The organism is Geodermatophilus amargosae (assembly GCF_041028265.1).
Lineage (GTDB): Bacteria > Actinomycetota > Actinomycetes > Mycobacteriales > Geodermatophilaceae > Geodermatophilus > Geodermatophilus amargosae_A.
Genome location: NZ_JABGCW010000008.1, coordinates 37545 through 59483, shown reverse-complemented (window position 1 = coordinate 59483; position 21939 = coordinate 37545). Strand labels below are relative to the sequence as shown.

The following is a 21939-nucleotide window of genomic DNA, read 5'->3' as shown; positions in this document are numbered from 1 at the left end:
CCACCGGAGGAGCTCTTCGTCATGCGCCGCTGGATGCGCCCCACCGCCCTGGCACTCGCCCTGCTCGCCGGGGCCGCGACGACCGGCTTCACGGCCGGCCCCGGTCTCCCGGCCGGGTCCGCTCCTCCCCCGGCCGCGACTTCCCCGGCCGCGACTTCCCCGGCCGCGACGCTCGACGCGGACCTCGCCGCACGGATCGACGAACTGGCGCAGGCCGCGCTGACCGGCGGCGTCACGGGTGCGGTGGTCGGCATCTCCGACCCGGTCCGGGGGACCCACCTCCGGGCCTACGGGACCGCGGACACCGCGGGCACCCCCATGGCTCCCGACGTGCACTACCGCATCGCCAGCGTGACCAAGACCTTCACCGCCCAAGCGGTGCTGCGCCTCGCCGACCAGGGGCGGCTCTCCCTCGACGACCCCCTGGCCGAGTACGTCCCCGACATCCCCCACGGGGACGAGATCACCCTCCGGCACCTCCTGGGCATGCGCGGCGGCGTCTACGACTTCGTCGCCGACGAGGAGTTCATGGCGCGCTACGTCGCCGATCCGCTCCTGCCGGGGTGGTCCCCCTACGACGTCCTCGAGATCATCCGCGCGCACGCCGACGAGGCCGCCCCACCCGGCCGGGCGACCGTGTACTCCAACTCGGAGTACGTCCTGCTCGGGCTGGTCGTCGAACAGGTCACCGGCCGCTCGGCGCAGCAGTACCTGACCACGGTGATCGAGGACCTCGGCCTGCCGCACACGTCGTATCCCACGACGGCGGCCCTGCCGGAGCCGTTCACCCGCGGCTACGTGAACACCGACAGCGAGCTGGCACCGGTGGACCCCGCCGCGGAGGAGCCACGGGACGTCACGTCGAGCAACCCCGCGGTCCCGTCCACCGCCGGCGCGATCGTCTCCACCGTGCCGGACATGATCCGCTACGCCGAGCAGCTGGCGACCGGCGCGGGGCTCACCCCGGAGACCGCCCGGCTGCGCCAGGAGTGGACGCCGCTCACCTCGACCGGTATCCGGGTGCAGTACGGCCTCGGCGTCCTCCAGCTCGGGGACTGGGTCGGCCACAACGGCTCGATCTTCGGCTACAGCGACATGGTCTCCCACCTGCCGGAGAGGGAGGCGAGCGTGGTGGTGATGGTCAACGCGGCCGACGGCGAGGCCGTCCCCGCGGACGACCTCTGGGCCGGGATCGTCACGCTGCTCTATCCCGACAGCCTGCCGACCTGGTGACCGACGGGATCGCCGTCCGGCTCCTGACCGCGCCGCCCGGCTCCCCGACCTCCTCCGCCAGGGGATCGCGGAGGCGTCAGGAGTGCGTCGTCAGGCCCCGCCGCAGCTCCTCGAGGGCCTGCGCGAGGCCCACCCGCGGCGTCCAGCCCCACCTCCGCGCGCGGTCGGTGAGCAGACGCCCGGTCCAGGCCGGCTCGTCGGTCCACTCCGGTGCGACGCCCAGCGCGTCGGTCACCGAGCCGAGGTAGTCCCGCCACGTCGCGGGCTCGCCCGCGACGATGACCGCGGTGGTGCCTCCGGCCACGGGGCCTCGCTCCGGATCGTCGGCGGTCGCGACGGCGCCCGTGGCGACGTCCGCGACGAGGGCCGCCAGGTCGTCGACGTGCACCCAGGCCCAGGTCTGTGCCGGGTTCGCCCGGCGCTCCCCGCCGAGGACCTCCTGCGGTCGCAGCGTGTTCCACACCGACGTGTCGCCGGCGCCCATGATCGCCGGCGGGCGGACCAGCACGGTCGTGAGCCCGCCGACCTGCGCCAGCGCGGTGTCGGTGGCGTTCTTGGTGTCGGGGTAGTCCCCGCTGCCCTCGGGCAGGAGGGCACCGTCCTCGGCCACGTCCCCGACGCCGGCCGAGCGGTCGTAGACCCCGGCCGTGGACAGGTGCACGAGCCGGGAGACACCGGCGTCCCGGGCCGCCCGGGCGAGGACCGGCGTCCCCTCGGCGCCCACCCGGTGCTGCACCTCCCGCGACGAACCCATCGGGTGGACCGTCGTGACGACCGCGTCGGCGCCCCGGGTCACCCCGCGGGCGAACCCCTCGTCGGCGAACTCGCCGACGTGCTCGGTGACCCCGTCGAGCACAGGCGCGCTGCCGGCGCGGCGGACGACGGCGCGCACCCGCGCCGACCGCTCGACGAGCGCCCGGCACACCGCGGTGCCCACCAGTCCGTTCGCACCGGTCACCACGACGAGGGGAGAGGACTCGGTCACGTCCTCCACACTGCCAGCGACGGCCCGGCGCTGCCCGCTGCGCAGCCCGTCCCGGGGTCCCCGACCGCGCAGCAGTTGCGTGCAGCGAGGTGGCGCAGGAGGCCCCGACCCCCGGCCCTCCCCGTCCGCCAGCCCGGTCGGGCACCATCCGGCCGTGGACCCCGAGCAGCTGCTGCGGACGGCGGCCGACCGGCTGGACGCGCTGGCCGCCCGGACGACTCCCGGCGACTGGCGGACCGGCGGACTGCTGGCGACCCGCCCCGAGGTGGTCGCGCACTCCCCCGGGGGGAGCACCGAGCACGTGGCCGAGGCGCGGGCCGGGACCGGTGCGTGGATCGCGACCCTGTCCCCCGCGCTGGCCGCGCCCCTGGCGGGCTGGCTGCGGGCCGCGGCGACGCACGAGCCGATCGACCCGGCGGCCGAGGCCTTCGCCAGGGCACTGCTCGCGCGGCTGCCACCACCGGGCGGGTCGTCGCCACGGTCACGCCACCGGTGGTCGCCGGGCGTCACGGGATGACGTCACGGGGCGACGTCACGGGGCGACGTCACAGGGCGACGTCACAGGGCGATGTCGAGCTCCGCGATGAGGTCGCCGTCCATCACGAACCGGTAGCCGAGCTCGACGACGCCGCCGGGGAAGTCGCCCTCCAGGCGGTTGACGGCGACCCAGTGCGCGTCGTCGACGCGCTGGGCGCCGACGAGCTCGGTGGTGTAGCTGAACTCGGCTCCGGCCCTGGACAGGAAGCGCCGGATCTCCTCGGTGCCCCGGTGGGTCGTGCCGTCGTCGACGACCACCGCGGTCGGGGTGAAAGCGCGGAGCGCGGCGTCGGCGTCGCGGGCGGCGTGCGCGGCGAGGTAGCCGCGGATCGGAGCGGGCAACTGGTCGGGCCGGATGCCGGTCGGTGTGGTCATGCCGCCACGGTGCGCCCTCCCGGCGCGGGAGGGTCCAGCACTGGACCCTCCCCCGGGGGGAGGGTCCACCGTGGGGGCGTGCTGGCGATCGGCGAGTTCTCGCGGCTCACCCACCTGAGCGTGCGCACCCTGCGCCGGTACCACGACGCGGGCCTGCTCGAGCCGGCGGTCGTGGACGACGCGACCGGCTACCGCTACTACGGCGCCGAGCAGATCCCGGCCGCACAGGTCATCCACCGGCTGCGCGAGCTCGACGTCCCCCTGACCGACGTGCAGCGCATCCTGCGGTCCGCCGATCCGCGGGCCCGCGCCGCGCTGGTCGCCGACCACCTGCAGCGGCTCGAGTCGGAGCTGGACCGGACCCGCGCGGCGGTGGCGTCGCTGCGCCGGCTGCTGCGGCCGGAGCCGGCTCCGCTGGCCGTCGAGCTGCGCGCGGTCCCGGCGACGACGGTGGCCGCGGTCGAGGACGACGTGGCGCACGACCAGGTCCTCGCCTGGTACGCCGGCGCCATGGCCGAGCTGGACGCGGTGGTCGGCGAGCCGACCGGCGTCCCGGGAGGGCTGTACGACAACGCCCTGTTCGAGGACGGCGGCGGGCACGTGCTCGTGTACCGGCCCACGGCCGATCCCCCGCGCAGCGGTCGGGTGCACCCGGTGACCCTGCCGGCCGTCGAGCTGGCCGTCACGACCCACGTCGGCGAGCACGACGACATCGACGTCACGTACGGCGAGCTGGGCGTCTGGGTCGTGGCCAACGCGCTGGCGGTGGCCGGACCGGTGCGCGAGTCCTACCCGGTCGGCCCGCGCGACACGGCGGACCCGTCGGCCTGGCGGACCGAGATCGGGTGGCCGGTCTTCCGCGTGGCCCCGGGCTGACGGTCCCCGCCGCAAGGGGCGGGAGACCCTTCCCAATCGCGACTGCCTCATTCACGATTGAGACGTGACGATCGCCCTTCCCGACTACCTCGCGTGGGATGCGGTGGAGATGGCGCGCCTGGTGCGCGCGGGTCAGGTCACCGCCGCCGAACTCGCCGAGACCGCGCGGGAGCTGATCGACGCCCGGTCCGCGCTGAACGCGGTCGCCCACCTCGCCGAGCCCCTCGACGGCGTTCCGCCGGCGCGGGGCCCTCTCGCCGGCGTTCCCTTCGCGGTCAAGGAACTGCTCGCCTGGCCCGGACTGCCCTGGACGATGGGGTCGCGGCTGATGGCCGGCACGCCGGTGCCCGGCCCGTCCCCGTACGCGGCCAGGATCCGCGATGCCGGCCTGACCGTCCTCTGCTCGACGACCAGCTCGGAGTTCGGACTGCTCGGCAGCACCGAGTCGGCGCTGCACGGCGTCACGGCGAACCCGTGGCGGGAGGGGCTGTCGGCCGGCGGTTCGTCGGGTGGCTCCGCCGCGCTCGTCGCGGCCGGCGTCCTGCCCATGGCGCACGGGAGCGACGCCGGCGGTTCGCTGCGCGTCCCGGCGGCCCTCAACGGGGTGTTCGGGTTCAAGCCGTCCAACGGACGAGGGGAACCGACCGGGCCGGAGGCGCCGGGCCTCGCCGCGCTGCTCGTCGAGCACGTGATGACCCGGTCCGTGCGGGACGGTGCGGCGTTCCTCGCGGCCACCGAGCGCACCGGCCCGGGCGCGGTCCACCCCCCGGTCGGGAACGTGACCGGCCCCTCCGCCACCCGGCTCAGGATCGGCGTGCTCACCCCGACGCTGACCGGCCGCTCCCCCGACGCGCCGGTGCAGCGGGAGCTCGACCGTGCCGCGGCGCTCTGCGAGTCCCTCGGACACCACGTGGAGACGGTGGAGCGACCGGACGTCGACGGCGCGGCGCTCAGCCGGGCGTTCTTCACGACCGCCGCGCAGACCATGGCGCAGGTCGAGCAGGCGTTCGCGCCGGTGCTCGGGCGTCCCCCCGGGCCGGACGAGCTGGAGCCGTTCACCCTGGAGCTCATCGCCTGGGCGGCCACCCTCGACCCCGGCGCACGGGCCGAGAGCGAGCGCACGATGACGCAGGCGGCCCGCGCCTACCTGCGCCTGTTCGCCGACCACGACGTGGTGCTCAGCCCCACGCTCGCCCGGGCGTCCTGGCCGATCGGGTACCTCGACCCCGCGGCGGGCCGGGAGACGCTCGTCCGCCGCACCGAGGACGCCGTCGGGTACACCCCGATCCACAACGTCGCCGGGTGCCCGGCGATGTCCGTTCCGCTCGGCCGGCACGACGAGCTGCCCGTCGGCATCCACGTCGCCGCCCGCCCAGGGGCCGACCGGCTCCTCCTGGAGCTGGCCTTCGAGCTCGAGGAGGCCGCCCCCTGGGCGGACACCCGGCCGCCGGAGCGGCACCTCGCCGGGCGGCCGTGATGGCCCAGGTCCTCAAACAGGAGGTCCGCGCACGCATCGAGGACGCCGCGCTGCGCTGCTTCGCCGAACACGGCTACCCGGGCACGTCGATCGTCACGATCGCCACGCACGCGGGCGTGGCCCCCGGCAACGTCTACCGGTACTTCCGCTCGAAGCGACTGGTCTTCGACGCGGTGGTCCCGGCGGACCTGCCGGCCCGCCACGACCGGCTGCTCGACACGCGGATCGCGGCCCTCGCGGCGGGATCGAGGTACGGGGAGCCGGCCGACGAGCTGCTCGACTTCTGGCTCGAGCACCGCCTGGCCGTCGCCGTCCTGCTCGACCGCGCCGAGGGCACGCGGTTCGCGGACTACCCCGCCGGCTTCGTGCAGCGTCTGGTCGCGCACGCCCTGCGGGACCTCGACCGACCTCCGTCGCCGGAGCAGCACGCCGTCCTGGAGCTCGTCTTCGACAACACCCGCCGCGCCCTGGCGCACATCCTGCGGAGTGCCCGCGACCCCGGACACGGCCGCGCCCTGGTCACCGGGTTCTGGAGCTACCAGCTCCCCGGACTGGACGGGCTGATGGCCTTCCTCCGGCAGGACTCCCGCTGACCGGCGTGCCCGCTCCGCCGCCGGCGGACCGGTCCCCGGCAGGGAGGCGGTCGTCGGGGTCGACCTCCGGCCCGGTGGAGCGGACGGGTGCGGTCAGGCGAGGTTCAGCTGCCATGAGACGCCGAAGCGGTCGTTCACCCAGCCGAAGCGACGGCTGAAGCCGTAGTCGTCCAGCGGCATCAGGACGCCCCCGCCGTCGGAGAGCCCGGCGAACAGCCGGTCGAGCTCCTCGGCCGACGTGACGTCGACGAAGACCGAGAACGACGGCGTGAAGGTGAAGTCGTGCACCGGGGGGCTGTCGAAGCAGCGGAACACCTGGCCGGCGATGGAGAAGGTGGCCTGCTCCACCGTCCCCTCCACGCCCGTCCCGCCCGGCGCGAACCGGGTGAGGGACAGGACCCGCGCGTCGTCGAACAGCGACGTGTAGAGCTCGATGGCGCGTTCCGCATCGCCCGTGAACATCAGGAAGGGGGTCACCTGCTCCGGCATGGGCGGCAGGCTAGCCGGGAGCGCCGACGGTCCGTCCCCTCCCGGAGTGGAGGCAGTCGCCGTCACGACGCCGCGCGCAGCACCGCGACGAGGTCGTCCTCGGTGAGCGGCACCGGATTGCCCCGCATGCTGCTGGAGCGCGCCGCCTTCGCGGCGACCTCGGCGTGCTGCGCCGCCCGGAGACCCACCGCCCCCAGAGGGGGCACGTCGAGCGCGGCCACCGTCTCGCGCAGCCAGGCCACCGCGTCCTCGACGCGCGCGTCGTCCCGCCCGGTCAGCAGCCGGGCGACCTCGGCGTGGCGCCGCAGCGCGGGAGAGCCCGGCTCGCGCTCGTGCAGCGCCCGGACGTTCGCCTCGACCACCGGCGCCAGCAGCGCGGCGCACACCGCGCCGTGCGGCGCGTCCACCATCCCGCCGACGACGCCGGCCAGGCCGTGCACCGCCCCCAGCTTCGCGTTGGCCAGCGCGACGCCGCCGAACAGGCTGCACAGCGCCATCTCCTCGCGCGCCGTCCGGTCCCCGCCGTCCTCGTAGGCGGCCCGCAGCGCCCGTGCACCCCGCCGCAGCCCGGCCGCCGCGACGGCGTCGGTCGCCGGGTTGGCCTGGGGGGAGACGTAGGGCTCCAGGCACTGGGTCAGCGCGTCGAGCCCGCTGCTGGCGGTGACCCCCGGCGGGCAGCCCAGCGTGAGCAGCGGGTCGACCAGTGCGACCGCCGCCAGCAGGTGCGGGCTGCGGATGCTCGCCTTGACGCCGTGCTCCGGCGAGGCGAGCACCGCGTTGGCGGTCACCTCCGCTCCGGTGCCCGCGGTCGTGGGGACCGCGACGCAGGGCAGGGCCGGCCGCTCGACGGGGATCCCGCGGCCGACGACCTCCAGGTGGTCCAGGGGGTCGGTGCCGTTGCCCAGCAGGACGGCGACGGCCTTGCCCGTGTCCAGCACGCTGCCGCCGCCGATCGCCACGACCACGTCGACGCCGGCGCCCCTCGCCGTCGCGGTCGCCGCCCGCACCTCGTCGACCGTCGGCTCGTGCGCGACCGACACGACGGCGACCGGGTCGATCCCGCCCAGCAGGGACCGGTGCCGCGCGGGGTCCCTCCCGGCGCACAGCAGCACCCGCCGTCCCAGAGGAGGCAGCAGGTCCGCGAGCTCGGCCGCGCGTCCGGGGCCGAACAGCACCCGCCGGGGGACGGCGAGGTCGAACCCGTCCACCGACCGCCTCCCCCCGTGCCCGCGCGTGACGGCGAGCCTAGGCCGGTCCGCCGCGCCGGGCCGGACCGCGCGCCGCGGTCACACGGGGGCGCGCCGGGGGCCGTGCACGTCCAGCCAGTCGGTCATCGCCGACCGGGTGGCGCCGGAGAGCCGGTGCCAGTCGGCCAGCGGCACCCGCGGCACGCCGGCGGCCCGGCAGGCGGCGGCCACCGCGCCGGCCGGCGCCTCGGGGTCCCAGACCGGGTCCAGCACGACCGCGGGGCGCTCCGCCGTCGTGGCGAGCAGGTCGGCCAGGGTGTACCCGGGCCGGGTCCGCAGCAGCGGCTCCCCGCAGCTGGGGGCGGCCAGCACCGCGCCGGCCGGCGGCACGTCGTCCGGCCCGGTGCCGAGGGCGGACAGGTGCAGGGCCACCAGCGCCCCGGTGCCGTAGGCGGCCAGCCAGACCCGGTCGTGCCCGGTGGCCGCCGCGGCGACGGCGGCGACGGCGGCCGCGTCGGCGGTCATCCGCCCCAGCGGCGAGGAGCCCGGCCCGGGGTGCTCGCCGTGCCGCGCGCCGCTGCCGACCGGGTCGTGGCAGGCGACCACCCAGCCGGCCGCGGCCAGCGACTCCGGCAGCGGCTGGGCCTGCTCGTACCCGGCCCGCCACCCGGTCGCCGCGCACGGCGGGCCGAGCCAGAGCACCAGCCCCCGGCCGCTGCCCCCGCCCGGCGGGCGCAGGACGGTGACCGCCACGCCGTCCCCGGTACGCAGCCGGTCCTCCCCCGCCCTCGGGACCGGCACGAGGCCGGTCCCCGGGCGGGTGGCCCGCCCGGCAGGGCCGAGGGCGGCGCGGACGGCGGCGCGCAGCTCCGGACCGCGGACCGGCCGCGGACCCGGGCGCACGCGGTCGGCCGGCCACGGGACCGGGGACGGCGCCACCGGCGCCCGCGCGGCGCGGCGGGGCGGGCCGCCGAGCACCGACTGCGCCCAGTCCAGCTGGCCGGCCACCGCGGACTCGTCGGCCCGGTGCCCTCCCGGGCGCAGCGCCAGCTCGAGGGCGTCGCGCCGGCCGAGCAGGGCGAAGGCCTCCCGTGCGGCGTCGACCGCCGCGCGGGCGGCGGGGACGCGCTCGACCGGGTCCTCGACCGCCACCGAGACCAGGACCGGCCGCGGCGCGGCCAGCGCGAGCAGCTCGTGGGCGTCGGTGGGCAGCCGGTGCTCCCGCCCGGCGAACCAGCGCAGCCGCGGGTGGTACCAGCCGGGGTAGTGCCGGGTGAGCAGCTCCACGCCCTCGCCGAAGTGGCGGTCGGTGCACAGCCGGGCGGGGATGGCGCCGAGCACGCCGCTGGAGCTGGAGACGACGCCGGCGAAGCGGTCGTCGAAGGCGGCGGCCAGCAGCGCGGTCTTGCCGTTGCGGCTGTGCCCGCCCACCAGCACCCGGCGGGCGTCCACCCCGGGCTGGCCGGACAGCGCGTCGAGGACCCGCGACAGTGCCCAGGCCCGCCACGCGAGGCGGCCGGCGACGACCGAGGGGAAGGCACGCTCGACGAGCCCGGTGTCGTCGTCCCCGTCCGCGGCCGAGACCAGGCAGGCGCCCCACCCGCGGGCCAGCGCCGCCTCCGCCCACACCCCGTGGCTGGACTGCAGCAGGTACACCGGCACGTCGCGCCGCACGCCGGCGGCGGGCACGGGCAGCAGCAGCCGCGCCCGCACCGACCAACCGTCGCCGACGACGAGCTCGCGGACCTCCACGCCGTCCGCCGTCCGCACCCGGTCCACGCGGGCGGCCGTGCGGCGCGGGGCGGGAGGGAGGTCCCCGGTCAGCCACCGGCGCCAGCGGGCGCGCAGCACCGCGCGCCGGGCCGGCCACCCGGCGGCTCCGGCACGGCTCCCGGCCAGGCCCTCGGCCGGGGACCACAGGCCCGTGCGGGCCGGCAGCCGGGCGAAGTCCGGCGCCGGGTCGCCGCCGGCGGACAGCCACGCCTCGAAGGCCTCGCTCGGCGGCAGCGCTCCGGTCAGCTCGGCGGTGTAGCGCAGCCGGCGTGCCGCGGCCGAGCGCCCGAGGAGCCCGCCCCGGGACCGGCTCCCCGGCAGCACCTGCGTCATGCGCGCACGGTAGGGCCGGGACGTGTCCTCCCGGTGCTCCGCGTGTTGCGTCCGTGCTGCGCGTGGTGCGGGTGGTGCGGCCGGCGTGCAGAGTGACGAGGTGCGCGTGCTGCTGGTGATCACCGACGAGGACTGGTACGAGGCGGCCGGCTACGCCGGCGCCTGGGTCCGGGCGCTGGAGGAGCAGGGCGCGGAGGTCGAGCGGCTGGCCCGGGTGCCGGACGACTGGCCGGTGACCGGCCCGCCTCCGGGGCACTACGACCTGGCGATCGCGCACGTGCTGGTCGAGGAGGTCATCGCCTACGCGCCGACCTTCGCCCTGGCCGTCCTGCTCGAGGCGGCCGGCGTGCCCCTGCTCAACCCCGTCACCTCCCTGGTCGCCTCCGCCGACAAGCTCGTGACCCACGCCGTGTGGGCCGCCGCCGGCGTGCCGCAGCCCGCCGCGTGGGACCTCGCCCGGGTCCGGGAGTGGCCGATGCCCGGGCGGCAGATGGTGCTCAAGCCCGCGCTGGGCGACGGCGCCCGCTACATCGAACTGGTCGGCGACCTCGACGCCGCCTCCGGGATCGAGGCGGCCTGGCGGGCCGACGAGGCGGCCGGCGGGCACCGACGCGGCGCGGCGCTGCTGCAGGAGTGGATCGCCGAGCCGGCGTGCGCGCGGATCTTCGCCACGCCCACCACCACCTCCCTGGTCTACGAGAAGTCTCGCGAGGAGGGCGCGCTGGTCACCCACGGCACGGTGTACCCGCGGGTGTACGAGGCGCCGCCGGAGATGGCGCGACTGGCCTCGCAGATGGTCGCTGCCCTCGGCGGCGGGCTGATGGGCGTCGACGTGCTCGTCGGGCCGGACGGCCGGCTGGTCGCGCTGGAGGCCAACGCGCCCTTCGGGTTCGACGTCACCGATCCCCAGCAGGGCCGGTGGGTGGCCCGCGCCGCCCTGGCCGTCGCCGAGCGCGCCGCGGCCGAGCGCGCCGCGGCAGCCGCGTGAGCACGGGGGCCGGCCTCGACGAGGCGCTGCTGCCCGACGGCGGCGACCGGGAGCACGCGGCGCCCGCGCTGGCCGCCGTCCGCGCGTACGGCCCGGGGGCGCTGGCCGCGGACGTGGCCCGCGCGGCCGCCGACCTCGGCCTGCTGCACGGGCCCGCCGACGAGGCGCACGTGTTCACCGTCGACCCGGTGCCGCGGGTGCTGCCGCGGGCGGAGTGGGAGCAGCTGGCGGCGGGTCTCCACCAGCGGCTGCGGGCGCTGGAGGCCTTCGTGGCCGACGCCCACGGCCCGCGCGAGGCGGTCCGCGCCGGCGTCGTCCCGGCCGTCGTGCTCGACACCAACCGCTACCTGGCCCCCGGTCTGCCGCCGCCCCGGCGGTGGATCGGCATGGCGGGGCCCGACGTCGTCCGCGGTGCCGACGGGCGGCTCGTCGTCCTCGAGGACAACGTCCGGACGCCGACGCTGCTGGCCTACGCCCTGGCCGCGCGGGACCTGGTGGCACCGCGGCTGGGTGTTCAGCCGGGCCCGGCGCCGGTGCGGGAGGCCGCCCGCTCGGCGATGCGGCGGATGCTCGCCGCCGCCACCGACGTCGCCGACCCGGTCGTCGCGGTGCTCGGGGACGGGCCGCGCAGCTCGGTGGCCTGGGAGATCGACCGGCTCGGGGAGATGGTCGACGCGCCGGTCGTGCTGCCCTCGCAGCTGGCCGCCCGGGGCGACGCGCTGGTGCTGCCCGACGGGCGCCGGGTGGACCTGCTCTGGCGGCGCACCAGCGAGGAGCGGCTGACCGACGACGACGGCCGGCCCAACGAGCTGGGCGAGCTGCTGCTCGGTCCCCTCCGGGCCGGCACGGTGACGGTGGTCAACGCCTTCGGCACCGGCGTCGCCGACGACAAGCGCACCTTCCCCTACGTCGAGGACCTGGTCCGCTTCTTCCTCGGCGAGCAACCGCAGCTGCGCTCGCAGCCGGCCTACGACCTCGGCGACCCCGCCCGGTGCCGCGCAGCCCTCGGCCGGCTGCACGAGCTGGTGGTCAAACCGCGGTCCGGCTCGGGCGGGCACGGGGTGCTCATCGGCCCGCGCGCGGACGCGGGACAGCTCGAGCGCGCCCGCGCCGCCGTCCTGGCCGCCCCCGGGGAGTGGATCGCCCAGGAGCCGGTGGCGCTGTCGACGCATCCCACGGTCGTCGACGGCGCGCTCGTGCCGCGGCACGTGGACTACCGGCCCTACGCCTTCTGCGTCGACGGCGAGACGATCGTGCTGCCGGGCGGCTTCACCCGGGTGTCCCTGACCGAGGGCGAGCTGGTGGTCAACGCCTCGCAGGGCGGTGGCGGCAAGGACACGTGGGTGGTCGGGTGACGACGACGCGCCGGCTCCTCAGGAGCCCGCGGTCAGCCGTCTGCCCATCTGCTCGTGGACGGCCTGGATCGCCTGCAGCGGACGCACCATCACCCGGAACTCGACGATCCGGCCGGCGTCGTCGCACCGGATGACGTCCACCCCGTTGACGTACCTGCCCTGCACGGTCGTCTCGAACTCGAGGACCGCGGTGTCCCCGGCGAGGACCTCCTTGGTGTAGCGGAAGGTGCCCTCGGCCCCCTCGCCCGCCAGCGCGACGGCCGCCGCCTCGAGGTAGCGCGTCGTGATCTCCTTCCCGCGCTGCGGGGTGAACACCACCGGCGAGTAGAAGACGACGTCGTCGGCGAGCAGCTCGTCGAGGCCGTTCGGGGACCCACCCTCCATGTACCGGTGCCAGCGGGCGATGACGTCGTCGATCACGGGATCCCCCTCGTCGGGTGCGCAGGGCACGATCATGCCCGGCCGGGGTGCCCGGTCAGGACGACGGCGACGTGTCCGGTGCGAGCAGCTTCGCCATCAGCCCGGAGAGCTGGAGCCGCTCCTCCTCCGTCAGCCGGCCGAGCCGGCCGGAGGGGAAGTCGAAGGCCCGCCCCACGGCGCGGCGCACCCGGCGTCCCGCCGGGGTGATCGACACGTGCCTGACCCGCCGGTCGTCCGGGTCGGGGATCCGGGACACCAGTCCCCCGGCCTCCAGCCGGGTGACGAGCTGGGTCACGTTCGACGCGTCGCACAGCAGTTCGTCGGCGAGCTCCCCCATCGAGCGGCCGCCCCGGGTGAGGGCGTCGAGGAGGCACGCCTGGGCCGCGCTGAGCCCGGCCGCCCGCGCCGCGCGGTCGTACGCCGCGTCGTAGAGGTACACGAAGTCCCACAGCTGCTGGTCCAGCGCGTCCCCTGCCCCGGTCACGAGCGGACACTACTTGAGTTCCTCAAGGAGTCGTGCTTGGCTCGGTCCAGGAACTTGAGCCACTCAACTGTCTGGAGGACGGCCGTGGACCGGATCCTGGTGACCGGGGTGCGCGGCAAGACCGGCGTCCCGCTGGCGGAGCTGCTCCTGACCCGGCCCGGCGTCGAGGTGCTCGGCGGCAGCAGCGACCCGGCCACGGTCACCGTCGACGGCGTGCGGCCGACCGCCTTCTCCTGGGACGACCCGTCCGGCTGGCCGGCGGCGACCGACGGCGTCGACGCGGTGTACGTCGTCCGGCCGGACCGCGCGGACGCGCCGGAGCTGATCGGCGCCCTGCTCGACGTGATGCCGGCCCGCACCCGCGTCGTCCTGCTGTCCGAGCGCGACGCGGACTCCGTCGGGCCCGACGGGTGGGCGCCCCGGGCCGAGCGCGCGGTCACCGGCAGCGGCCGGAGCTGGACGGTCCTGCGGCCGAGCTGGTTCATGCAGGTCTTCCCCGACCCGCGCTTCCACCGCGACCGGCTCGTGGACGCCGGGGACCTGCCGTTCTCGAGCGGGGGCGCGGACGTGGCCTGGATCGACGCCCGCGACATCGCCGCGGTGGCGGAGCGGGCTCTGCTCGACGAGGGGCACGCCGGCCGGGTGTACGAGCTGTCCGGGCCGGAGGCCCTCTCGCTGCCGCGCACCGCGGAGCTGCTCTCCGGCGCCGTGGGGCACCCGGTGGTCCACCGGGAGGTGTCGATCGACGAGGCCGCCGCCGGGACCGAGGGGTTCGAGCGCGACCTCACCGTGCTGACGTTCGAGCGGGTGCGGGCCGGGGTCTTCGCCGTCGTGACCGACACGGTGGAGCGCGTGACGGGCCGACCGGCCCGGACGCTGGAGGCCTTCCTCGCCGACGCCGGACCGGCCCTGCGACGCGCGGTCTGACGGCGTCCGGCCCACCGGTCCACGTGCCGGTGTGGTCGGTGCGGGCCGGCTCCGCGACGATGGGGCGCATCGAGATGCCAGTGGCGACGGGAGCCGCTGCGCCCCCGCCCCGGGAGGATCGGATGCCGGCCCTGCTGCCCCCGCTGCCCACGATGATCGTGGGCAGCCTGCCCCAGCCGGACTGGCTCATCGACCGGGAGCGGCTGGGGCACCAGTTCCCTCCGCGGGTCCGGGCACGGGAGCTGTGGCGCATCCCGCCGCAGCACCTGCAGGAGGCCCAGGACGACGCCACGCTGGCGGCCGTGCGCGCCCAGGAGGAGGCCGGCCTGGACGTGGTGACCGACGGGGAGATCCGCCGGGAGTCCTACTCCAACCACTTCGCGACGGCCCTCGCCGGCCTCGACCTCGAGCACCCCGGGACGGTCCGCAACCGCTCGGGGATCGACATCCCGGTGCCGCGGGTGACCGGCGAGATCCGCCGGCCGGCGCCGGTCCAGGCCGACGACGTGCGGTTCCTCCGCGCGCACACCGACCGCGCGGTCAAGATCACGGTGCCCGGGCCGTTCACGATGGCGCAGCAGACGCAGGACGAGCACTACCGCGACGACCGGGCGCTGGCCCTGGCGTACGCCGACGTCGTCCGCGAGGAGATCGCCGACCTGTTCGCCGCCGGCGCCGACGTCGTGCAGGTGGACGAGCCCTGGCTGCAGGCGCGCCCCGAGGTGGCCCGCCGCCACGGCGCCGAGGCCGTGACCCGTGCCGTGGCCGACGCCGCCGGCCCGGTGCACGTGCACCTGTGCTTCGGCTACGCGGCGATGGTCGCGGACCGGCCGGCCGGCTACTCGTTCCTGCCGGAGCTGGCCGACACCCCCGCCGACACCGTCTCCGTCGAGACGGCGCAGTCCCACCTCGACCCGACCACCCTCCGGCCCCTGCGCGGCAAGGGCATCGCGCTCGGCGTCCTCGACCTGTCGACCCCCGAGGTCGAGACCCCGGAGACGGTCGCCGACCGGGTGCGGCGGGCGCTCGACCACGTCGACGTGGACCGGCTCGTGCTCTCCAGCGACTGCGGGCTGAAGTACCTGCCGCGGGCGTCGGCCGCCGGGAAGATGCGGTCCCTCGCGCAGGCGGCCGCGGTGCTGCGCTCCGAGATCTGACGCATCCGGCCGGCGCCGGGGCGATCATCGACCCATGGGCGAGGACCACGTCGGGGACCCCGAGGACGTACGCGCGGTGCTGGCGGCGGAGGACCGCCGCTACCGGGCCATGCTCGACGCCGACCTGCCGACGCTCGACGCGTCGTGCGCGGCCGAGCTGAGCTACGCCCACTCCAGCGGCGTCCGGGACACCAAGGACCAGTACCTCGCGAAGGTGCGCTCGGGCTACTACCTCTACCGGCGCATCGACCACCCGGTGGAGCGGGTCGCCGTCGTGGGCGACAGCGCGGTCGTGGTCGGCCGGATGACCGCCGACCTGGACGTCGACGGCAGGCCCCGGACGATCGACAACCTGGCCCTCGCGGTCTGGACCAGGACCCCGGGCGGGTGGCAGCTGCTGGCCTTCGCTCCCACACCGCTCGCCCCCACGCCGCTGCCGGCCTGAGTCCCGGGCCCTACGCCTGCCGCTGCAGCACGAAGTCGTAGCGGGCCTCGACCCAGGGGGTGGCCGACGTGCCGCCGTCCGGTGTGGCACCGGGCTCGCGCCGCTCGAAGGCGACGACCAGTTCCGGCTTGGTGCCGAAGACGACGTCGCTGTCCAGGTACTCCGCGCCCTCCTGGAACAGGTGCGTGACCAGCGGCTCGTAGCCGGGCACGTCGATCAGGAAGTGGACGTGCGCGGGCCGGAAGTGGCTGATCCCCGTGCGCCCGACGAGGTCGCCGACCGGTCCGTCCATGGGGATCGTGTACCCCCTCGGCACGATGGTGCGCAGGCAGTAGCTGCCGTCCTCGCGGGTCGTGTACCGCGCCCGCAGCCGGGCCTCGTCGAGGCCGGGGATCTGCGACTCGTAGGTGCCCTCGGTGTCGGCCTGCCAGACGTCGAGCACCCCGCCGGCCACCGGGGCGCCGTCGAGGTCCCGGACGGTGCCGTGGACGAACAGCGGGGTCCCGGGGACGCCGTCGGACATGTCCCCGCCGAAGCCGAGCTCCGGCGAGCCCTCGACGTGGAAGGGCCCGAGCACCGTCGCCGGTGTCGCCGCCGGGTCGAGGCGGTGGTTCATCTGGACCACGAGCATCGACAGTCCGAGGACGTCGGAGGCGAGGATGAACTCCTCGCGCTTCTCGTCGCTGATCCGGCCGGCCCGGGTGAGCCACTGCACCGCCGCCGTCCACTCGGCCTCGGTCAGCCGGACCTCGCGGGCGAAGTCGTGCAGGTGGCGCACCAGTGCCGCCATGAGCTCGCCCAGCCGCGGATCGCGGGCGGTCCGCCACCGCTCGACGGCGAGGTCGGTGATGGTGTCCTCGGTGACCGGTTGCACGGGAACCTCCTGGCGGGCCGGAGGGACGGCGGGCGCCGTCCCCGACGTCGATGGATCCGCCCGCGGTCTCCTTGACACGTGACCCGGGCCACACGAGGGTGGCACGGCCCGCGCCCGGCCCGCTGCGCGCACACCGGCCCGGGAGGGGTCCGCCGACGACCGAGGAGAACACGATGAGCCTGCCGGGTACCGCACGCGGGAGCGGGGGCGGCGCCCCCGCCGCCGGCCGTCCGCTGGTGTTCCGCGGGGGCACCGTCCTGACCATGGACGACGCCTCGACGGTCCTCCGGGACGCCGACGTGCTCGTCGTCGACGACCGGATCGCCGGCGTCGGCCAGGGTCTCGCGGTGCCCGACGGCACCGAGGAGGTCGACGCCCGCGGCGGCATCGTCATGCCCGGCATGATCGACACGCACCGCCACATGTGGCAGACCGCCATGCGGGGCTACGGCGCCGACTGGACGCTGACGCAGTACTTCGTCTGGTACTACCTCGAGCACGGCAGGAGGTTCCGCCCGCAGGACATCGCCGCGGGCAACCGGCTCGCCGCCATCGAGTCGCTCGACGCCGGGGTGACGACGACGGTCGACTGGTCGCACAACCTGCACACCATCGACCACGGCGAGGCCGCCCTCGAGGCGCTCCGCTCGGTGCCCGGCCGGTTCGTCCTCGCCTACGGCAACATCCAGGCCGGCCCGTGGGAGTGGACCGCCGACCCCGCCGTCCGCTCGCTGCTGGAGCGGCTGCGCGACGACGCCGACGACCGGATGGGCGTGCAGGTGGCCTTCGACGTCACCGGGGACCCGGCCTTCCCCGAGAAGGCGGCCTTCGAGGTGGCGCGTGAGCTCGGCATCCCGGTGACGACCCACGCCGGGGTCTGGGGCGCCACGAACGACGACGGCATCCGGCTCATGCACGAGAACGGGTTCATGACCCCGGAGACGGTGTACGTGCACGCCTCGACCCTCACCCGGGACAGCTACCAGCGGATCGCCGCCACGGGCGGGTCCATCTCGGTGGCCACGGAGTCGGAGTGCAGCGCCGGCCAGGGGCACGCGCCCACCGAGCAGGTGCTCCAGTACGGGATCCCCGTCTCGCTGTCGATGGACACCAGCGTGTGGTGGAGCGGCGACATGTTCTCCGCGATGCGGGCCACGCTGAACGCCGACCGGATGGCCGAGCACATGGACGCCCACCTCAGGGGCGACACGATCACCCACCTGCGGCTGCGGGCGCAGCAGGTCCTCGCGTGGACCACGCGCGGCGGCGCCGCCGCGCTCGGCCGCGACGACCTGGGCAGCCTGCAGGAGGGCAAGAAGGCCGACGTCGTGCTGGTCAAGAACGACGCCTCACCGGTGTCGTTCCCGCTGCTGAACCCGTACGGGCACGTGGTCTTCCAGGCGCAGCGGGGCGACGTGCACACCGTGGTCGTCGACGGCCGGGTGGTGAAGTACGACGGCAGGCTGGTGGGCATCGACCTGGCTCCCGTGCGCCGCGAGGTCGAGGCGACGGTCGAGTACCTGCGCGCGGAGATCGGTGAGGAGGCCTGGGAGCAGGGCATGTTCCCGGAACGGCCGGAGGCCGAGGCCGAGATCCTGGAGAACCCGTACCAGTACACCGACTACAAGGACGAGTCCAAGCGCGCCGGCGGCGAGGAGCGGGTCCTCGGCCGGTGACGGAGGACCCCGCGTCCTGCCCGTCCCCCGCCGGCCCGCGGCGTCACCCGGGTTCTCCGCGGGCCTTGCGTCGGACCACCACGGCGGCGTCGACGAGGGCGACGCCCGCCAGGACGAACAGCACGACCGCCGTCCACAGCGGCGCCCCGACGGCGAGGAAGGCGATCCCGCCGGCGGTGCAGACGAGCAGGCCGAACGCGGCCAGCACGAGCCGCAGCGTGAGCGCCGACTGCGCCGGCGCGGCGCCACCGAGGCCGGCGGTCGGGTCGTGGTGGTCGGGGAGACCGCGCTGGTAGTCCTCACGCGACAGGCGTCGGCGGGGGCGGTCCATGCCCGCTGCCTACTCCGGTCCGCCGTCGCCGACCAGGGTCCGGTGACCGCTCGACGCCCGGGTCGGAGGTCAGGGCCGGTCCTGCCGGAGCACCACGACCAGCACCCGCAGCACCAGGACGACGCAGACGACGAGCAGCCCGTAGCCGAACACCGGGAACAACCGCACGCCGGGGCGGGGCCGCTCCCCCACCCCTGCCGGAGTCCGGCGACACGCCGGCGGAGAGGGCCGGCCTGCCCCTACCGACGTTGCCGGGGACGGGCAAGGAGGGGGCCGCCCGGTCGTCCGGCCGGAGCCGACGACGGCACCCCCGCCGGAGGTCCACACTGGGGTGGACACCCCGACCAGCAGACGGAGGAACCGCCGTGCCCCTGATCCTCGATCTCCCCCCACCCCCGCGCCTCCTGCAGGAGGCGGTGACCGTGCCCGCGGCGGTGACCGTGCACGCGGCGGTGACCGGCGAACGGGTGCCCGTCAGGGGCGTCCCGGCCGGGCGTTCCTGGGATGCGCTCGCGCGACGGCCGGCGGCCGGCCCGGGGACCCCGGGGACCGACCTCGTCGAGGAGTGGGGCCTGCAGTCCTTCCCGGCCAGCGACCCGCCGTCGAACTGGTGAGCCGTCCCCCGTCCCCGACCCCGACCCGAGGAGCCCTCGTGCCCACTGCCCTCCCGACCCTCGACCGCCACGCCCTGGACGAGCGGACGCCGCACGCCGACGCCCCGCCCGGGTGCGACGCCTGCCCCCACCCCGTGTCCGCCCACGACCGGATCGGCCTGCGGTTCTGCCGGGCCACCCTGGACTCCGCCCTCGCCCGCGGATGCGTCTGCCCGGCCGCCTGAGCCGGCGCAGCCCCCAGGGCGGTCCTGTGCACGGGACGTTCTCCGGCATCGTGCCGGGCGGCGTTCCGTGCACGCACCGTGCTGCCGGCTCCGCCCCGGCCGGGGCGCGCCGCGGCGCTCACCCGCGACCGGCACCACGACCGGCAGCGCGGCCGGCACCGCGACCGACGCCCAGCACGGTCAGGTAGGCGACCAGACCGAGGGCCAGGCACCCGGCGATGACCGGCACGTAGGAACCCGAGGCGTCGACCGCCACACCCGCCAGCGGTGCACCCACGGCCGATCCGATCCCGGCACTGGTGTAGAGCACCCCCAGCAGCCCACCTAGGCGGGTGGTGCCGAAGCGCTCGGCCACCACCGCGGGACCGAGGGCGACGAAGCCCCCGTAGCCCACCCCCAGGACGGCGGCGAAGACGACCAGCACGCCGTAGCCGCCGTCGACGGCCCACAGCGCGAAGCTCGCGCCCATGGTCAGGAAGCACCCCTGGAAGGCGCGCAGCGCACCGGTCCGGGCCGCGACCACCCCGAGCACCAGCCGGCCGGCGATGCTCGCGGCGCCGATGACCCCCACCAGCGCCGCCGCCGCGACCCGGTCGACGCCGGCCTCCTCGGCGTACCCGGGCAGGTGCACGAACGGCACGAACAGCGCGACGGACAGCAGACCCGACGCCAGGTACAGCCGCCGGTAGTCGCGGTTGCGCACGGCCTCGCGCACCGTCAGCGCCGCCGGCCCGGCCTGCACCGGCGGGCGGGTGACGACCAGGGCGCACACCACGAGCACCGCCGCCCCGACCAGACCGAGCACGAGGTGGGTGGTCCGCCACCCCAGCTCGCCGATCAGCGCGGCTGCCAGCGGCGCGACGGTGAGGGTGCCCAGGCCGATCCCGGTCACCGCCACCCCGATCGCGAGCGTGCGCCGCCGCTCGAACCACCCGCTGACGACGGCCACCATCGGGACGTAGGCGCACGCCACCCCGACCCCGACGCCCAGGCCGTAGGTGAGCAGGCCGATCCACAGCTCCCCGGCCTGCGACGTCGCGGCCAGCCCGGCGCCGAGGGCGAGCGCACCGACCAGCAGCACCCGCCGGGGGCCGTAGCGGTCCACCGCGACGCCGCTGAGGGCCCCGAGGCCGAAGTACGTGAGCGAGGTCAGGGCGAAGAAGACCGACGTGGCACCGCGACCGGCGCCGAACTCCGCCGCCATCGGCTCGAGGAACGCGCCGAAGGAGTAGGCGATCCCGAACGAGGCGAACATGGCGGCGAACGCCACGGCGACCATCCCCCAGCTCCGGACCGAGTCGACCGACGCCGTGGATCGCATGCCGGAGGACGATACGAGGCCGCTCCACGACCACCGGGGAGGCCGCAGCCCGGTGACGGGTGGCTCGCTGCTGGTCACCTCCGCGGTCAGCGGCGTCCTCGCGCCGGCCTGAGCCGTCCGGCCACCGCCCCCCGGTAGCCTGGCCACCGGGACAGGAGGTCACAGGAGGACAGCACCCCATGCCCTTTCCACCGCGCCGCCGCCGCTCGCCCGACGGGACCCCGGCCCGGCAGCAGTGGACCGACCCGGTGCCCACCCGCCGCTGGTCGCCCCCGGGACCCGGCGACGACCGGCCCGCGGGGTACGCAGGCCCACCGGAGGCCGCGCCGGCCCCGCGGTCCGGGCCGTGGCCGCCGGCTCCGCCCCCTGCCCCCCGGGATCCGCTGTCCCGCGACGGTGGTCGTCCGGAGTCCCGGCGCCGTGCGGACGAGGGCCCGCCCCCGGACGCCGGGAAGCGTCGGCGGCTGCGGCGCCGGGTGGGCCGCGGCCTGCTGGTCGCCTTCGTGCTGCAGGCGCTGGTCCTGCTGTCCCTGCGCTGGGTCGACCCGCCGACGACGGCGTTCATGCTGGCCAACGAGCAGGGCGCCGTCCAGCAGTCCGTGCCGGTCGAGTACGTCTCGCGCAACCTCCTCGCGGCGGTCATCGCGCACGAGGACCAGCCGCTCCCCTACCGCGCGGGCGCCTTCACCTGGGACGAGCTGTTCGGCCGCGCCGGGGCACACCTGCGCGGCGAGGACGACCCGTCCGGGTCGACCATCCCGCAGCAGGTGGCCAAGAACCTCTTCCTCACCCAGAGCATGAGCGTCTGGCGCAAGGCCGTCGAGGCCGGCCTGGCGGCGGAGCTGGCCCTGGTGCTCGACGACCGCCGCATGCTCGAGCTCTACGTCAACTACGCCCAGTTCGGTCCGCGGGTCTACGGCATCTGCGCGGCCAGCTGGTACTACTTCGACACCCCGCCGTCGACGCTGCCCGTGGACCGGGCCGTGCAGCTGGTCGGGCTGCTGCCGTCCCCGGGACACGTGCAGCGGGCGCCCGGCGGCGGCCTCGACTTCGACGTGGAGGACGGCCTGGGCTGGCTCTCGCGGTCCCACGTGGTCAACGCGCAGGACCGGGTGCCCCGGCACCTCGCGGAGAAGGGCTTCGGGCCCGTCGAGGACGCCGGCGTCGAGGGGCTCGCCCAGGACCAGCCGGCCTCCGACGAGGACTGCTCGCAGATGCCCGAGGAGGTCGCCGAGCTCATCGCCGCGGAGGGCACCCGCTGACCC

At 76.2% G+C, this 21939-nt stretch carries 25 protein-coding genes; 14 read left to right on the top strand and 11 right to left on the bottom strand.

The window, feature by feature from the left end; all coding sequences use genetic code 11:
• Positions 1-21: 21 nt before the first annotated feature.
• Positions 22-1233 carry a serine hydrolase domain-containing protein gene (locus tag HLV61_RS10915; RefSeq protein WP_369255228.1) on the top strand — a complete coding sequence of 404 codons (1212 nt, stop codon included), beginning with the start codon at positions 22-24 and terminating at the stop codon, positions 1231-1233.
• Positions 1234-1309: 76 nt separating this feature from the next.
• Here the strand turns inward: HLV61_RS10915 and HLV61_RS10910 are convergent, their stop codons facing one another.
• Positions 1310-2218 (bottom strand): NAD-dependent epimerase/dehydratase family protein, encoded by a 909-nt coding sequence (locus HLV61_RS10910; RefSeq protein ID WP_369255226.1) that lies wholly within the window; start codon positions 2216-2218, stop codon positions 1310-1312.
• Positions 2219-2372: 154 nt separating this feature from the next.
• Here HLV61_RS10910 and HLV61_RS10905 point away from each other — a divergent pair, with 154 nt between their 5' ends.
• Entirely contained in the window at positions 2373-2735 is a 363-nt protein-coding gene (locus tag HLV61_RS10905; RefSeq protein ID WP_369255224.1) for a hypothetical protein, read from the top strand.
• Positions 2736-2776: 41 nt separating this feature from the next.
• On the opposite strand, the gene HLV61_RS10900 is transcribed toward HLV61_RS10905, so the two are convergent.
• Positions 2777-3130 (bottom strand): nuclear transport factor 2 family protein, encoded by a 354-nt coding sequence (locus tag HLV61_RS10900; RefSeq protein WP_369255222.1) that lies wholly within the window; start codon positions 3128-3130, stop codon positions 2777-2779.
• A 78-nt stretch (positions 3131-3208) separates the two neighbouring features.
• Here HLV61_RS10900 and HLV61_RS10895 point away from each other — a divergent pair, with 78 nt between their 5' ends.
• From HLV61_RS10895 to HLV61_RS10885, 3 genes are all read left to right on the top strand, one after another.
• A complete protein-coding gene (locus tag HLV61_RS10895; RefSeq protein ID WP_369255220.1) occupies positions 3209-4006 on the top strand; it encodes a MerR family transcriptional regulator in 798 nt (265 codons plus the stop codon).
• Between the two features lie 64 nt (positions 4007-4070).
• Positions 4071-5483, top strand: a complete 1413-nt coding sequence (locus tag HLV61_RS10890) for an amidase (RefSeq protein ID WP_369255218.1) — start codon at positions 4071-4073, stop codon at positions 5481-5483.
• The gene (locus HLV61_RS10885) at positions 5483-6076 is read left to right on the top strand and encodes a TetR/AcrR family transcriptional regulator (RefSeq protein WP_369255216.1); all 594 of its coding nucleotides are present in this window, start codon (positions 5483-5485) and stop codon (positions 6074-6076) included. Before HLV61_RS10890 ends, HLV61_RS10885 begins: the two co-directional genes overlap by 1 nt.
• 93 nt (positions 6077-6169) lie before the next feature.
• Here HLV61_RS10885 and HLV61_RS10880 read toward each other — a convergent pair whose 3' ends face one another.
• The 3 genes from HLV61_RS10880 to HLV61_RS10870 form a co-directional block, all read right to left on the bottom strand.
• The gene (locus HLV61_RS10880) at positions 6170-6565 is read right to left on the bottom strand and encodes a VOC family protein (RefSeq protein ID WP_369255214.1); all 396 of its coding nucleotides are present in this window, start codon (positions 6563-6565) and stop codon (positions 6170-6172) included.
• Between the two features lie 62 nt (positions 6566-6627).
• Complete coding sequence (locus HLV61_RS10875; RefSeq protein WP_369255212.1) at positions 6628-7773, bottom strand: iron-containing alcohol dehydrogenase; 1146 nt, start codon at positions 7771-7773, stop codon at positions 6628-6630.
• Positions 7774-7851: 78 nt separating this feature from the next.
• A complete protein-coding gene (locus tag HLV61_RS10870; RefSeq protein WP_369255210.1) occupies positions 7852-9858 on the bottom strand; it encodes a glucuronyl esterase domain-containing protein in 2007 nt (668 codons plus the stop codon).
• A gap of 85 nt (positions 9859-9943) precedes the next feature.
• Between HLV61_RS10870 and HLV61_RS10865 the strand changes: the two genes are divergently transcribed.
• Both HLV61_RS10865 and HLV61_RS10860 read left to right on the top strand, forming a co-directional pair.
• A complete protein-coding gene (locus HLV61_RS10865) occupies positions 9944-10846 on the top strand; it encodes an ATP-grasp domain-containing protein (protein ID WP_369255208.1) in 903 nt (300 codons plus the stop codon).
• Positions 10843-12201, top strand: a complete 1359-nt coding sequence (locus HLV61_RS10860; RefSeq protein ID WP_369255206.1) for a circularly permuted type 2 ATP-grasp protein — start codon at positions 10843-10845, stop codon at positions 12199-12201. The genes HLV61_RS10865 and HLV61_RS10860 overlap by 4 nt, the downstream gene beginning before the upstream one ends.
• Positions 12202-12219: 18 nt before the next feature.
• Here HLV61_RS10860 and HLV61_RS10855 read toward each other — a convergent pair whose 3' ends face one another.
• Together HLV61_RS10855 and HLV61_RS10850 are read right to left on the bottom strand one after the other, a co-directional pair.
• Entirely contained in the window at positions 12220-12621 is a 402-nt protein-coding gene (locus HLV61_RS10855; RefSeq protein ID WP_369255204.1) for a nuclear transport factor 2 family protein, read from the bottom strand.
• Between the two features lie 55 nt (positions 12622-12676).
• Entirely contained in the window at positions 12677-13105 is a 429-nt protein-coding gene (locus HLV61_RS10850) for a MarR family winged helix-turn-helix transcriptional regulator (protein WP_369255202.1), read from the bottom strand.
• An 84-nt stretch (positions 13106-13189) separates the two neighbouring features.
• Between HLV61_RS10850 and HLV61_RS10845 the strand changes: the two genes are divergently transcribed.
• The 3 genes from HLV61_RS10845 to HLV61_RS10835 all read left to right on the top strand — a co-directional run bounded on the left by HLV61_RS10845 (position 13190) and on the right by HLV61_RS10835 (position 15634).
• On the top strand, positions 13190-14032 hold the full coding sequence (locus HLV61_RS10845; RefSeq protein ID WP_369255200.1) for a nucleoside-diphosphate sugar epimerase: 843 nt from the start codon (positions 13190-13192) through the stop codon (positions 14030-14032).
• A gap of 122 nt (positions 14033-14154) precedes the next feature.
• Positions 14155-15189 carry a uroporphyrinogen decarboxylase family protein gene (locus HLV61_RS10840; protein ID WP_369255198.1) on the top strand — a complete coding sequence of 345 codons (1035 nt, stop codon included), beginning with the start codon at positions 14155-14157 and terminating at the stop codon, positions 15187-15189.
• Positions 15190-15223: 34 nt separating this feature from the next.
• Positions 15224-15634, top strand: a complete 411-nt coding sequence (locus tag HLV61_RS10835) for a nuclear transport factor 2 family protein (protein WP_369255196.1) — start codon at positions 15224-15226, stop codon at positions 15632-15634.
• A 10-nt stretch (positions 15635-15644) separates the two neighbouring features.
• Here the strand turns inward: HLV61_RS10835 and HLV61_RS10830 are convergent, their stop codons facing one another.
• Positions 15645-16508: a dioxygenase family protein gene (locus tag HLV61_RS10830; RefSeq protein ID WP_369255194.1), complete on the bottom strand. Its 864-nt coding sequence runs from the start codon at positions 16506-16508 to the stop codon at positions 15645-15647.
• Positions 16509-16681: 173 nt separating this feature from the next.
• On the opposite strand from HLV61_RS10830, the gene HLV61_RS10825 reads away from it, so the two are divergent.
• Complete coding sequence (locus HLV61_RS10825; protein ID WP_369255192.1) at positions 16682-18184, top strand: amidohydrolase family protein; 1503 nt, start codon at positions 16682-16684, stop codon at positions 18182-18184.
• 43 nt (positions 18185-18227) lie between these two features.
• Here the strand turns inward: HLV61_RS10825 and HLV61_RS10820 are convergent, their stop codons facing one another.
• Entirely contained in the window at positions 18228-18515 is a 288-nt protein-coding gene (locus HLV61_RS10820) for a DUF6343 family protein (protein WP_369255190.1), read from the bottom strand.
• A 69-nt stretch (positions 18516-18584) separates the two neighbouring features.
• Positions 18585-18707 (bottom strand): hypothetical protein, encoded by a 123-nt coding sequence (locus HLV61_RS10815; protein WP_369255188.1) that lies wholly within the window; start codon positions 18705-18707, stop codon positions 18585-18587.
• Between the two features lie 173 nt (positions 18708-18880).
• Between HLV61_RS10815 and HLV61_RS10810 the strand changes: the two genes are divergently transcribed.
• Positions 18881-19129, top strand: coding sequence for a hypothetical protein (locus HLV61_RS10810; protein ID WP_369255185.1), 249 nt, complete (start codon positions 18881-18883; stop codon positions 19127-19129).
• A 38-nt stretch (positions 19130-19167) separates the two neighbouring features.
• Entirely contained in the window at positions 19168-19353 is a 186-nt protein-coding gene (locus HLV61_RS10805; protein ID WP_369255183.1) for an RGCVC family protein, read from the top strand.
• Between the two features lie 118 nt (positions 19354-19471).
• On the opposite strand, the gene HLV61_RS10800 is transcribed toward HLV61_RS10805, so the two are convergent.
• Positions 19472-20674, bottom strand: a complete 1203-nt coding sequence (locus HLV61_RS10800; RefSeq protein WP_369255181.1) for an MFS transporter — start codon at positions 20672-20674, stop codon at positions 19472-19474.
• Between the two features lie 476 nt (positions 20675-21150).
• Between HLV61_RS10800 and HLV61_RS10795 the strand changes: the two genes are divergently transcribed.
• Positions 21151-21936: a transglycosylase domain-containing protein gene (locus HLV61_RS10795; protein ID WP_369255179.1), complete on the top strand. Its 786-nt coding sequence runs from the start codon at positions 21151-21153 to the stop codon at positions 21934-21936.
• Positions 21937-21939 lie beyond the last annotated feature (3 nt).

Bases quoted from the DNA above. Each gene is read 5' to 3' on its own strand.
- HLV61_RS10915 (WP_369255228.1), top strand. From the start codon at position 22: ATGCGCCGCTGGATGCGCCCCACCGCCCTGGCACTCGCCCTGCTCGCC.
- HLV61_RS10900 (WP_369255222.1), bottom strand. From the start codon at position 3,130: ATGACCACACCGACCGGCATCCGGCCCGACCAGTTGCCCGCTCCGATC.
- HLV61_RS10885 (WP_369255216.1), top strand. From the start codon at position 5,483: ATGGCCCAGGTCCTCAAACAGGAGGTCCGCGCACGCATCGAGGACGCC.
- HLV61_RS10880 (WP_369255214.1), bottom strand. From the start codon at position 6,565: ATGCCGGAGCAGGTGACCCCCTTCCTGATGTTCACGGGCGATGCGGAA.
- HLV61_RS10870 (WP_369255210.1), bottom strand. From the start codon at position 9,858: ATGACGCAGGTGCTGCCGGGGAGCCGGTCCCGGGGCGGGCTCCTCGGG.
- HLV61_RS10840 (WP_369255198.1), top strand. From the start codon at position 14,155: ATGCCGGCCCTGCTGCCCCCGCTGCCCACGATGATCGTGGGCAGCCTG.
- HLV61_RS10835 (WP_369255196.1), top strand. From the start codon at position 15,224: ATGGGCGAGGACCACGTCGGGGACCCCGAGGACGTACGCGCGGTGCTG.
- HLV61_RS10825 (WP_369255192.1), top strand. From the start codon at position 16,682: ATGAGCCTGCCGGGTACCGCACGCGGGAGCGGGGGCGGCGCCCCCGCC.
- HLV61_RS10820 (WP_369255190.1), bottom strand. From the start codon at position 18,515: ATGGACCGCCCCCGCCGACGCCTGTCGCGTGAGGACTACCAGCGCGGT.
- HLV61_RS10800 (WP_369255181.1), bottom strand. From the start codon at position 20,674: ATGCGATCCACGGCGTCGGTCGACTCGGTCCGGAGCTGGGGGATGGTC.